The organism is Bradyrhizobium ferriligni (genome assembly GCF_056837965.1).
Genome location: NZ_JBXEJO010000002.1, coordinates 43,100 through 55,288 on the forward strand (window position 1 = coordinate 43,100; position 12,189 = coordinate 55,288).

The following is a 12,189-nucleotide window of genomic DNA, read 5'->3' on the forward strand; positions in this document are numbered from 1 at the left end:
TATTTTAACAATATTAACTCTCGTGCGGTGATCCGCAGTGAACTTTGTCGAGAAATTCGACGGCCTGTTGCCGAACACGGACGCTTATGCCCGTGGATACGTGCACGTCGACAGTGTTTCCACGCATGCTCCGCCCGGCGCGATCATCGTCGACGACGGGCAATTGCTGTTCACCGGCGACTTCAAGCGGACCGGGCTCGATCTCGTCATCGCGAAGGACGATCGGGAACTCGTCCTGCACGACTACTTCAAGGGCGAAAAGCGCGCGCCGCTGGCGTCGCCTGACGGCGCGCATCTCACCGGCGAACTCGTCAGCGCACTCACCGGCTATACCCAATATGCCCAGGCCGGCGGCGCGGCGGAGCCGGCCAAGGTCATCGGCCACGTTACCAAGCTGACCGGGAACGCCACTGCCATCCGCAATGGCGTCGCGATCGTCCTGAACCAGGGCGACAACGTCAACAAGGGTGACGTTGTGCAATCCGGCGGCGACTCGACGCTCGGCATCACCTTCATCGACGGCACCGTGTTCGGTCTCGGACCGAACGCCAAGATGGTGCTGAACGAAATGATCTACGACCCGAACGGGTCGAGCAATTCGTCGCTGATGAGTCTGGTCTCGGGCACGATCTCCTTCGTTGCCGGCGCGACCGCCAAGCACGGCGACATGAAGGTCGATACGCCGGTCGCGACCATGGGCATCCGCGGTACCGCGGTGCTGGTCGAGATCGATTTCGACGTGCAGGGCACCGGCGGCGTGCCGCCGGCCAAATTCCAGGTGCTGGTCGAGCCCGATGGCAGCACCGGCTCCTACATCCTGTTCGACAAGACGACGCTCAATCCGATCGCGACCGTCGATCAGGCCGGCACCCAGACCATCGTCAACGGCCAGGGCAGCGTCAGCTTCGTCTCGTCGGCGCAACTGTCGACCGATGCGCAGAAGCTCATCTCCGACGTCTTCGCGCTGAAGTTCACCGACAACAACAATCCTAACACCAAGCTCACGACGAACTTCACGGACAGCGTCGTCCCGGTGTCGACCAGCTTCAAGCTCACCAGCAGCGACAGTGGCGCGCCGATCATCATTCTGCTGACGTTCGTCAACACGACCGGACCTCAGGCCGGCGGCGCTCCCAACAGCAGGCTCGATCACATCCCGGGGCCGCCGCAAGTCGTGACCCAGGACGCGGTGTTTACCGAGCGGTCGGGGCTGACCCAGAGCGGACTGTTCGACACCGCGACGGGCCAGATCAAATGGCTGGACCTCAATGTCGGTGACACGCCGAGTGCGAAGGTCGACTATTCCGCGTTCAGCTACCGGGACGCCAACGGCAGCGACGTCACCTCATCGCTGACCGCTGCGCAGCTTGCGGCCATCAAGGCCGTCGAGATCCCGTTGCTGCTCGAGCCCAATCCGAACAACAAGAATGCCGGTTCGGCGACCTGGACCTACAACCTTGCCGACAGCGCGTTCGACTTCCTGGCCGCCGGGGAAACGCTGACGCTGACCTATGTCGCGCGCGTGGACAATAATTTCGCGCCGAACAACGAGACCACGTTCAAGACCTTCACGATCACGATCACCGGCACCAACGACACGCCGGTGGTGACGTCCTCGGCGCAGGCCGGTTCGATCACCGAACTCGCCGCAACGACGAATTCCGCCCAGCCCGATACGGCGCACGGCACGCTGACGTTTACCGATGCGGATCTGACCGACACGCATACGGTCACCATCACCGGCGTCACCGAGGCCGGCGTCACCAGCGGACTTGCCGGCCATGCCACCGTGCTGAGCTGGCTGTCGCTGGGCGCGCTGACCGATTCGACCGATGGCGTGACGGGATCGCGCTCCTGGACGTTCTCGGCCGCCGACAGGAGCTTCGATTATCTCGCCACCGGCGAGACGCTGACGCTGACCTACACGATCCAGATCGACGACCATCAGGGCGGCATCGTCACACTGCCTGTCACCATCACGATCGTCGGCACCGACGACAGGCCGGTGATCACCTCGCCGACCCAGGCGGCCGCCATCACTGAAGCCGAGGAGACGACCGGTTCGGTCGTGCCGGATACCGCATCCGGTACCGTGACCTTCGTCGATGTCGATCTCAGCGACACGCACAGCGTCACCGTCACCGGCGTCACCGAAACGGGCGTGACCACGGGGCTTCCCGATCAGGCGACGATACTGGGCTGGATGTCGCTCGGCACGCTGACGGATTCGACCGGCGGCGTAACCGGATCGCGCGTCTGGACTTTCTCGGCCGCCGACAGGAATTTCGACTATCTCGCCGTCGGCGAGACGTTGACGCTGACTTACCTGATCCAGGTCGACGACCACCACGGCGGTGTCGCGACCCAGCCCGTCACCATCACCGTCACGGGCACCAACGACGTGCCGACGTTCACGTCGGAGCCGCCGACCGCTACGGTCCCCGAGATGATCGGCGAGACCGGATCGATCAAGCTCGACGTGGCCCAGGGCGCGGTGACATTTGCCGACGTCGATCGCAGCGACACCCACATCGTGTCCATCACCGCCGTCGCGGAATCTGGAACGACCATAGGCCTGCCTGAGGACGAGTCGACGATCCTGAACTGGCTCTCGCTGGGGACGCTGACCGATTCGACCGGCGGAGTCGCCGGATCCCAAGCCTGGACCTTCTCGGCCGCCGACCGCAATTTCGATTATCTTGCCGACGGTGAGACACTGACGCTGACCTATACGGTCGAGGTCAATGACCATCATGGCGGCGTGATCAGCCAACCGGTGACGATCACGATTACCGGCAGCAATGACGCGCCGGTCGTCACGTCGGCGCCTCAGGCGGCCATCATCCCCGAACAACCCGATACGACCGGTTCATCGACGCCGGACAGCGCATCGGGCACCGTGACGTTCACCGATGTGGATCTCAGCGACACCCACACCATGACCATCACCGGCGTCGCCGAATCCGGGGTGACCACGGGCCTGCCCGGCGAGTCCACGATCCTGAACTGGCTGTCGCTGGGTACGTTGACGGACGCGACCGGCGGTTCAACCGGATCGTCGACCTGGACGTTCTCGGCCGCGGACCAGAATTTCGACTATCTCGCCCTCGGCGAGACGCTGACGCTGACCTACACGATCCAGATCGACGACCACCATGGCGGCGTCATCAACGAGCCCGTGACGATCACGATCAACGGCGCCAACGACGCGCCGACACTCGCCGACGTCAATGCCGGCACGCTCACCGATACCGCTGACAACGACACGTTCGGCACGCTGACCGGCACGCTCCATGGCAACGACGTCGACCATGGCGAAACCGCGACGCTGACTTATGCCGCGCTCAATTCGGACCACGCCGCGGTCACGCAGATCGCAGGCCTCTACGGCTCGCTGACCGTCAACCCGGACGGCACCTACAGCTATGTTCCCGATGCTGCCGCGATCAACGCGCTCGGCAAGGGCACCTATGCCGACACGTTCGATGTGGAGACGATCGACGCGCACGGCGCCGTCGGGACCGCGAAGCTGACGATCGACGTGATCGGCGCCAACGACGCGCCCGTGATCCATACCGACAACGTCAGTATCACCGAACATCCCAACGGGACCGAGACGATCTCCGGCCTGACCGTGACGGACGCCGATGCGACGGCCGACGAGACCTTCACCATGGCGGCGGCGACGACGCCCGGTGCGGGCAGCAGCGTTGCGCCTTCGTCGCAGGAGGGGCTTCTCCCCGGCATCAACACCGCGCTTGGATCTCCGGGCCTCGTTTACAACCCCGGCCAGACAGCTCCAGCGACCGACAAGATCGCGCTTTCCGTGACCGATGGCCATGGCGCAACCGATACGATCAATCTGATCTTCAACGTCCAGCAGGATCCGCCGCAGCCGGTGACGCTGACGGGGACCAGCGACAAGGACGTGTTCTTTGGATCGGGGTACCAGGACAAGTTCGTGTTTGCGCCGAACTTCAACCACGACACGATCCTGAACTTCACGCCAGGCGAGGACCAGATCGACCTGTCCACGGTCGTCTCGGCAAGCACCTTCAATACCTGGTTCGATCAGCATGTTGCGACATCGCCGACGAACTCGGCGGATACGCTGATCACGGTGGATGGCGCAGACACGATCACATTGCACAACGTCGCAAAGGCGAGCCTGTCCCAGAACGACTTCATTATTCATTTTACGTGACGGACGCGCGGCCGTGCTCCGCTGGTCTGGTCCGGCTGATTGTGCACTGCGTGCTTGCTCGATTGGAACAATTCTGCGCGCGTGATATCCAGATGGCATGAAACGGCTGAAGGCGATACGCAGGTGGTTCGCACGGCGCTTCGGCTATGCGCGGCTGGTCTGCGTGGCGCTGTTGATCGGCATTGCCGCGCTGCGGATCGTGGATCCGGCTCCGGTCCAGGAGCTTCGCGTCAGGACGTTTGACACATTCCAGGCGCTGCAACCGCGCCAGAAGACCGCGCGGCCCGTCACCATCGTCGACATCGACGAGAAGAGCCTTGCCGATCCCCGGCTCGGACAGTGGCCGTGGCCACGGACGCGGCTCGCCGATATCGTCACCAATCTCACCCGGCTCGGCGCCGTGGTGATCGCGTTCGACGCGGTGTTCTCCGAGCCGGACCGTCTCAACCCCGATATCGCCGCCGATACCTTCAGCAGCCTCGATGAGGAGATGCGCGCCAGGCTCCGGCAGCTGCCGAGCAACGACAGCATCATGGCCGAAGCGATCAAGAACTCGCGCGTGGTGCTCGGCGAATCCGGCGGGCCCAATGTGCGCGCCGACCTCAACGAAAAGCTTCCGGTCACCGGACTTGCGATGCTCGGCGAGGAGCCGCAGCCTTTCATGTTCATGTTCCCGGGGTTGCTGCGCAACGTGCCGGTGCTCGAGGAGGCGGCTGCCGGGCGCGGCCTGTTCACGATCAGGCCGGAGCGCGACGGCATCGTCAGGCGCGTGCCGATGATCATGGTGGCGCAGGGCATCACCATGCCGTCGCTGAGCTTCGAGATGCTGCGGGTGGCGAGCGGCTCGGGCACGATCCTGATCAAGGCCGACAAGGCCGGTATCAAGAGCCTGGGTCTCAAGGGCTTTGCGATCCCGACCGATCTCCACGGCCAACTCTGGATCCACTACGCCCGCCGCGATCCCTCGATCTATGTCTCGGCCGTCGATGTGCTGGACGGGCGCGTCTCACCGGACCGAATTGCCGGCAAGCTGATCGTGATCGGCACTTCAGCGATCGGGCTGAACGACATCAAGACGACGCCGGTGACGCCGGCGATGCCCGGTGTCGAGGTCCATGCCCAGGTGCTGGAGAGCGCGCTGACCGGCGACGTCGTTTCGCAGCCGAACTACGGCATCGGCATCGAGTTCTTCGCCGCGCTGATCATGGGGCTCCTTGTCATCGCCTTCGCGCCGAAGTTCGGTCCGATCACGCTGGTCGCCGTCGGCGGGATGTTCGCCTCCGTGCTGATCGGCACGTCCTGGTATTTCTATTCCCAGCACCGGCTGCTGATCGACTTCACCTATCCGCTGATGTCGACCACGGCGATCTATCTCACGCTGATCTTCTCCGCCTTCGTGCGCGAGCAGCAGCAGCGCCGACAGATCAGGTCGCAATTCGTGCAGTACATGTCGCCGGCGCTGGTCGAGCAGCTGGCGCAGTCGCCGGAGCGGCTGGTGCTCGGCGGCGAGGAACGCGAGATGACGATCATGTTCTCGGACATGCGCGGTTTCACCTCGATCTCGGAAACCTACAAGAGCAATCCGCAGGGCCTCACGGCGCTGATGAACCGCTTCCTTACTCCGCTTTCCAACGCGATCCTCGCCCGCAAGGGAACCATCGACAAATATATGGGCGACGCCATCATGGCGTTCTGGAACGCGCCGCTCGACGACAAGCAGCACCAGCTCAACGCATGCGATGCGGCGCTCGACATGCTGGAGCGCGTCGACGACCTCAACCGTGAGCGCGAGCAGGAGGCGAAGGACGGTGGCCATGTCTATGTGCCGCTCAACATCGGTGTCGGTCTCAATACCGGCTCCTGCGTGGTCGGCAATATGGGCTCCGATGTGCGCTTCGACTATTCGGTGTTCGGCGACAGCGTCAATCTGGCCTCGCGGCTCGAGGGGCAGTCAAAGGAGTACGGCTTCCCGATCATCGTGGGATCGAAGACCGCGCTCGCGGTGAAGGAGAAGTTTGCGATCCTCGAACTCGATTTCATCATGGTCAAGGGCAAGAGGGAGCCCGAGGTGATCTACGCGATTGCCGGCCGCGAGGATGTCGCGAACTCCGGCCGCTTCCAGCGGCTGCGTAACCTGACCATCGAGATGCTCGCCTGCTACCGCGGCCGCGATTGGGACGGTGCGCTCGCCGCGATCGAACGCGGCCGCAAGACCGACGAGGCGCAGACGCTGCAATATCTCTACCGCCTCTACGAGGCGCGCATCCGCGCGTTCCAGAAGGAGCCGCCGCCGCAAGACTGGGACGGCGCGTTCGCGTTGACGACGAAATAGGCGCCACACATTCGACGTCGTCCCGGCGAAGGCCGGGACCCATACGCCGCGGCTGGCGCAATGGGCAAGCGGCCAGACGGCTCTCTAACAACACCCCTTCGTGGTTATGGGTCCCGGCTTTCGCCGGGACGACGATGGAATGTCTATTCCAGCCCGATCTGCGTCAGATCCTGAAACCAGTGCTGCGCCTGCACGAAGGTTTTCACCTTCGGCGACAGCGCGTGCGGATTGGTATCGTGCACCACCCACACCAGCGCGGCGTCGTCGACGATCAGCGCATGCGCCTGCGCCAGCAGCTCGTCCTGCTTGGCGGTATCGAAGGTCTGCTTGGCCTCGTCGATCAGCGCATCGACCTTCGGGTTCTTGTAGCCGCCCCAGTTGACGCCGACCGGCGCCACTTGGCCGGAATGGAAAAACCGCACGATGGCGTAGAGCGGATCCGACGTGACATAGGCGATGTTGTTGGCGGTGATGCCGGCGTTCATCTCGTCCGCCGCGCCCTTGCGCCAGTGCGTATATAATGTCTCGAGCTCGACCACCTTGAAGTCGATGTCGATGCCGATCTCCTTGAAGCTCTGCTGCAGGAACTCGTTCATCGGCAGCGAGAGCATCTGCCCGGTGCCGCCCTGGGCGATGATGAAGGTCGCCTTCAACGGCTTGTCCTTCGAATAGCCGGCTTCCTCCACCAGCTTCCTGGCGGCTGCGACGTCATATTTCAGTTCGAAGGCCGGCTTGCCGAACCACGGGCTCGACGGGTCGACCTGGCCCTTGGCGGGCTTGGCGAGGCCGTTCATCAGGCCAACCACCGCGTCGCGGTCGATCGCGAGGTTGAGTGCCTTGCGCAGGCGGATGTCGGTCCATGGCGAGCCAGGCAGCACGCTCAAGTGATAGTTCCAGACATGCGGTGTCACGTTGTCGACGATCCTCATGCCGGCGGCCTTGAGCTGCGGCACGGCGTCGGGCGCCGGCGTTTCGATCAGGTCGACCTGGCCGGCCAGCAGCGCGTTGGTGCGGGTCAGCGCTTCCGGCATCGGAATCAGGATCATCTTGTCGACCTTCGCAAGCCGCTTCTTGTCCCAATAGTCCGGGTTCTTCGTCAGCTCGGCGAGCTCGCGCGGCACCAGCTTGGTCAGCTTGAACGGACCGGTGCCGGAGGGCTGACTGGCGAACTTGTCCCAGTCCTTGCCGAGCTTTTCATATTGCGCGGGGCTCGAGACCAGGAACCAGAGCATCTGATAGGGGAAGAAGGAGTCGACGGTCTTGGTGGTGATCTCGATGGTGAAATCGTCGATCTTGGCGTAGCTCGCGACCGAGGGCAGGCGGGTCTTGACCTGCGCGCTCTGCCGCTTGTCGAATTGCGGTGCCTTGTCGTTCAGCACCTTGTCGAGATTCCAGATCACCGCGTCGGCATTGAAGTCGCTGCCGTCGTGAAATTTGACGCCCTTGCGCAGCGCGAAGCGCCATTTGGTCTTGTCGTTGTCGTCGACCTTCCATTCGGTCGCGAGCCCGGGCACCAGCTTGCCCGGCCGGTCGGCAACGTCCATCTCCCAGGCCACCAGCGGATCGTAGATCGTGTAGGCGGTGAACTGATAGGCGCCGGCACCGCGATCGGGTTGGCCGGTGGTCAGCGGAATGTCGGCCATCGAAATGCCGTAGCGCACAATGGACTCTGCTTGCGCGGATTTTCCCGGCCAGCCTGCGGTCAGGGCAAGCGCCATTGCCGCCATCAGGATCGAATTCCGCGCACGCATATGAAGGCTCCGTTGGAAAGGTGTCGGAGCCAAATCCTGCAAGCATGATGCCAGAATAGGCAGCTTCGCTCCGTTCGGGCGCGAGGTGGGAAGAAATGACGCGCCCGGCGGTTATTTGCTGATGAACTATTCCCCTTGGCACAGGCATTGCATACGCTTGCCCAAGAAATAATCACCAAAACGTCACCAGACTCGAAGGGGCTGCTCAGATGCGTAACAGGAAAACCAATGCGACGGCGATCATGCTGGCGCTTGCGATAGCCACGGGCGCGCCGGCGATCGCCAGCGCCGAGACCGTGCTGCGCATTGGCATGACTGCTGCCGATATTCCGCGCACGCTCGGTCAGCCCGACCAGGGTTTTGAGGGCAATCGCTTCACCGGGCTTACGATGTATGACGCGCTGACGATGTGGGACCTGTCCTCGTCGGACAAGGCAAGCGCGATGATCCCCGGCCTCGCGACCGAGTGGAAGGTCGACGATGCCGACAAGACCAAGTGGATTTTCAAGCTGCGTCCCGGCGTCACCTTTCACGACGGCTCGCCGTTCAATGCCGACGCCGTGGTCTGGAATGTCGACAAGGTGCTGAAGCAGGATGCGCCGCAATACGATGCGAGCCAGGTCGGCGTCACCGCCTCGCGCATGCCGACGCTGGTCTCCGCGCGCAAGATCGACGACATGACGGTGGAGCTGACCACCAAGGAGCCGGACAGCTTCCTGCCGATCAATCTCACCAATCTGTTCATGGCGAGCCCGGCCAAGTGGCAGAAATTCTACGACAAGGCCGAAGGCGCCGACGCCAAGGCGAAGTCGCAGGCCGCATGGGCCGCGTTCGCCAAGGACGCGTCGGGCACCGGGCCCTGGAAGATGTCGAGCTTCACCCCGCGCGAGCGGCTCGAGCTGGTGAAGAACGAGAATTACTGGGACAAGGCGCGGGTGCCCAAGGCCGACAAGATGGTGCTGTTGCCGATGCCGGAGGCCAATGCCCGCACCGCGGCGCTGCTGTCGGGGCAGGTCAACTGGATCGAGGCGCCGGCGCCGGACGCGCTGCCCGAGATCAAGCAGCGTGGTTTCAACCTCTATTCCAACGAGGAGCCGCATGTCTGGCCGTGGCAGTTCTCGCGCGTCGAGGGCTCGCCGTGGAACGACATCCGCGTCCGCAAGGCTGCCAATCTCTGCGTCGATCGCGAAGGTCTGCGTGACGGCCTGCTTGCCGGCCTGATGGTGCCAGCGACCGGCACGTTCGAGCCTGGCCATCCCTGGCGCGGCAATCCGACCTTCCAGATCAAGTATGACAAGCCGGCCGCGCAGAAGCTGATGCAGGAGGCGGGCTTCGGTCCGAACAAGAAGCTGACGGTCAAGATCCAGACCTCGGCGTCGGGCTCCGGCCAGATGCTGCCGCTGCCGATGAACGAGTATCTGCAACAGGCGTTGGCCGAGTGCTACTTCGATGTGCAGCTCGACGTCATCGAGTGGAACACGCTGTTCACCAACTGGCGGCGCGGCACCAAGGATCCGACCGCCAACGGCTCGAACGCCATCAACGTCACCTATGCGGCGATGGATCCGTTCTTCGCGCTGGTGCGTTTCCTGCAGTCGGGTATGGCGCCGCCGGTGTCGAACAATTGGGGTTTCAACAACAACCCGAAGTTCGACGAGCTGGTGAAGAAGGCCCGCCAGACCTTCGAGCCGGCGGCGCGCGATGCTGCGCTCGCCGAGCTGCATGCGGCTTCGGTCGACGACGCGGCCTTCCTCTATGTCGCCCACGACGTCGCACCGCGCGCGATGAGCCCGAAGATCAAGGGCTTTGTGCAGCCGAAGAGCTGGTTCGTCGACTTCTCGCCGGTCACGGTCGCGCCGTGAGGCGCTAGTCGCGCAATACGTGCACCTCTCCCCTTATGGGAGAGGGTGGCTTCGCGAGAGCGAAGCCGGGTGAGGGGTCGTCTCCGCGGACACGCCTCCCTGAGATGAAATGATTGTATCCGCGGATAGAAACCCTCATCCGGCGCGCTCCGCGCGCCAGCTTCTTCCACAAGGGAGAAGGAAGAAAGAACGCAACGTGTTCGCCTATACGTCCAGACGGATCGTCTACGTCATTCCGATCGTGCTCAGCGTGGCGCTGGTGTGCTTCCTCCTGGTGCACATCACGCCCGGCGACCCCCTGGTCGCAGTGCTGCCGGCCGATGCCTCGCAGGAGCTTGCCGCGCAGTTGCGCACGGCCTACGGCTTCGATCGTCCGTTGCCGGTGCAATTCGGCCTGTGGCTGTGGCGCGCGATCCATGGCGATCTCGGCAATTCGATCGCGACCGGGCGGCCCGTCCTGACCGAGGTGATGCGCGCCGTCGGCAACACCGTGATGCTGGCGATCGCGGCCGCGATGATCGGCTTTACGCTCGGCCTGCTGTTTGGCCTGATCGCCGGCTATTTCCGCGACACCTGGGTCGACAAGGTCGCGACCTCCTTCGCCATCGCCGGCGTGTCGCTGCCGCATTACTGGCTCGGCATGGTGCTGGTCATCATCTTCTCGGTGCAGCTCAACTGGCTGCCCGCGGTCGGCGCAGGTCCCGGCGGCTCCGGCGCCTGGGCGTGGGACTGGGAGCATCTGCGCTATCTGGTGCTGCCGGCGATCACGACCTCGGTGATCCCGATGGGCATCGTCACCCGCACGGTGCGCGCGCTGACCGGCGACATCCTGAGCCAGGATTTCGTCGAGGCGCTGCGCGCCAAGGGCCTGCGCGAGACCGAGGTGTTTCGCCACGTCGTCAAGAACGCGGCGCCGACCGCGCTCGCCGTGATGGGCCTGCAACTCGGCTATATGCTGGGCGGCTCGATCCTGATCGAGACCGTGTTCTCGTGGCCCGGTTCGGGCCTGCTGTTGAACTCGGCGATCTTCCAGCGCGATCTGCCGCTGCTGCAGGGCACGATCCTGGTGCTGGCGCTGTTCTTCGTGCTGCTCAACCTCCTGGTCGACATCGCGCAGGCCGCGATCGATCCGCGCATCAAGCGGAGCTGAGCATGAGCGCAATGAGCGATACTGCGTTGCAGGCTGCGCCGACCACCAAGGCGCGCGGCTATTGGGCGACGGTTGCCCGCCGCATCAGGCGCGACAAGGTCAGCATGGCCTGTGCCATCATCCTGGTGCTGATCTTTGCCTCGGCGCTGCTGGCGCCGTGGCTGCATCTCGCCGATCCCTATCAGGGTTCGATGATCCGCCGTCTCCGCCATATCGGCACGGCGGGCTATCCGCTCGGCACCGACGAGCTCGGTCGCGACATGCTGGCGCGGCTGATCTATGGTGGACGGCTGTCGCTGGTCATCGGCATCCTGCCGGTGATCTTCGCGTTCGTGATCGGCACATCGCTCGGCCTCGTCGCCGGCTATGTCGGCGGCAAGCTCAATACCGCGATCATGCGCACCGTCGACGTGTTCTACGCCTTCCCGTCGGTGCTGCTGGCGATCGCGATCTCGGGTGCGCTCGGCGCCGGCATCACCAATTCGATCGTGTCGCTGACCATCGTGTTCGTGCCGCAGATCACCCGCGTCGCCGAAAGCGTCACCACCGGCGTCCGCAACATGGATTTCGTCGAGGCGGCGCGCGCGTCCGGCGCGGGTCCGTTCACCATCATGCGGGTGCACATGCTCGGCAACGTGCTGGGCCCGATCTTCGTCTACGCCACCGGCCTGATCTCGGTGTCGATGATCCTTGCGGCCGGTCTCTCGTTCCTCGGGCTCGGCACCAAGCCGCCGGAGCCGGAATGGGGCTTGATGCTGAACACGCTGCGCACCGCGATCTACGTCAATCCGTGGGTCGCGGCGCTACCGGGTGCGATGATCTTCGCGGTCTCGATCTGCTTCAACCTGCTCAGCGACGGCATGCGCAGCGCCATGGACATCAGGAATTAA

Annotated in this window: 6 protein-coding genes; 5 read left to right on the top strand and 1 reads right to left on the bottom strand. The window is 63.9% G+C overall.

The genetic code is table 11. The features are described from left to right. Positions 1-37: 37 nt before the first annotated feature. The gene (locus tag AC1VNY_RS01255) at positions 38-4,204 is read left to right on the top strand and encodes a VCBS domain-containing protein (RefSeq protein WP_482403802.1); all 4,167 of its coding nucleotides are present in this window, start codon (positions 38-40) and stop codon (positions 4,202-4,204) included. Positions 4,205-4,301: 97 nt separating this feature from the next. After that, positions 4,302-6,536, top strand: coding sequence for a CHASE2 domain-containing protein (locus AC1VNY_RS01260; RefSeq protein WP_304497585.1), 2,235 nt, complete (start codon positions 4,302-4,304; stop codon positions 6,534-6,536). Positions 6,537-6,679: 143 nt separating this feature from the next. Here the strand turns inward: AC1VNY_RS01260 and AC1VNY_RS01265 are convergent, their stop codons facing one another. Further along, a complete protein-coding gene (locus AC1VNY_RS01265) occupies positions 6,680-8,287 on the bottom strand; it encodes an ABC transporter substrate-binding protein (RefSeq protein ID WP_482403803.1) in 1,608 nt (535 codons plus the stop codon). A 242-nt stretch (positions 8,288-8,529) separates the two neighbouring features. On the opposite strand from AC1VNY_RS01265, the gene AC1VNY_RS01270 reads away from it, so the two are divergent. The 3 genes from AC1VNY_RS01270 to AC1VNY_RS01280 all read left to right on the top strand — a co-directional run bounded on the left by AC1VNY_RS01270 (position 8,530) and on the right by AC1VNY_RS01280 (position 12,189). Next, a complete protein-coding gene (locus AC1VNY_RS01270; RefSeq protein ID WP_482403901.1) occupies positions 8,530-10,149 on the top strand; it encodes an ABC transporter substrate-binding protein in 1,620 nt (539 codons plus the stop codon). A 196-nt stretch (positions 10,150-10,345) separates the two neighbouring features. Next, positions 10,346-11,299, top strand: a complete 954-nt coding sequence (locus AC1VNY_RS01275; protein WP_038384809.1) for an ABC transporter permease — start codon at positions 10,346-10,348, stop codon at positions 11,297-11,299. 2 nt (positions 11,300-11,301) lie between these two features. After that, the gene (locus tag AC1VNY_RS01280) at positions 11,302-12,189 is read left to right on the top strand and encodes an ABC transporter permease (RefSeq protein WP_482403804.1); all 888 of its coding nucleotides are present in this window, start codon (positions 11,302-11,304) and stop codon (positions 12,187-12,189) included.